The sequence below is a fragment of the Mycobacterium angelicum genome (genome assembly GCF_002086155.1).
Taxonomy (GTDB): Bacteria; Actinomycetota; Actinomycetes; order Mycobacteriales; family Mycobacteriaceae; genus Mycobacterium; species Mycobacterium angelicum.
Genome location: NZ_MVHE01000301.1, coordinates 1 through 449, shown reverse-complemented (window position 1 = coordinate 449; position 449 = coordinate 1). Strand labels below are relative to the sequence as shown.

Annotated in this window: 1 protein-coding gene; it reads left to right on the top strand. The window is 67.9% G+C overall.

Translation table 11 applies throughout. The features are described from left to right. Positions 1-449, top strand: a 449-nt coding sequence (locus BST12_RS29495; protein WP_139802101.1) for a KR domain-containing protein, incomplete at both ends; no start/stop codon positions are given.

Here is a 449-nt window from a genome sequence, read left to right as displayed (position 1 = left end):
CCACCCACCACCCCCTAACCGCCATCATCCACACCGCCGGCGCCCTACACGACGCCCTCACCACCGACATCACCCCCGATCAACTCCACACCGTGCTCACCGCCAAAGCCGACACCGCCTGGCACCTGCACCAACTCACCACCACGACAGACCTCGACACCTTCGTCCTGTTCTCCTCCGTCGCAGCCACTCTGGGCGCCCCCGGACAAGGCGCCTACGCCGCCGCCAACGCCTTCCTCGACGCCCTGGCCCACCACCGCCACCACCAACACCACCCCACCACCAGCCTGGCCTGGGGCTACTGGCAAACCACCAGCGCCATGACCGCCCACCTCACCCACCACGACCACACCCGCATGACCCAAAACGGCCTCACCCCCATCACCACCCCACACGGCCTCACCCTGTTCGACACCGCCCTGACCCACCAACAACCCCACCTCATCCCC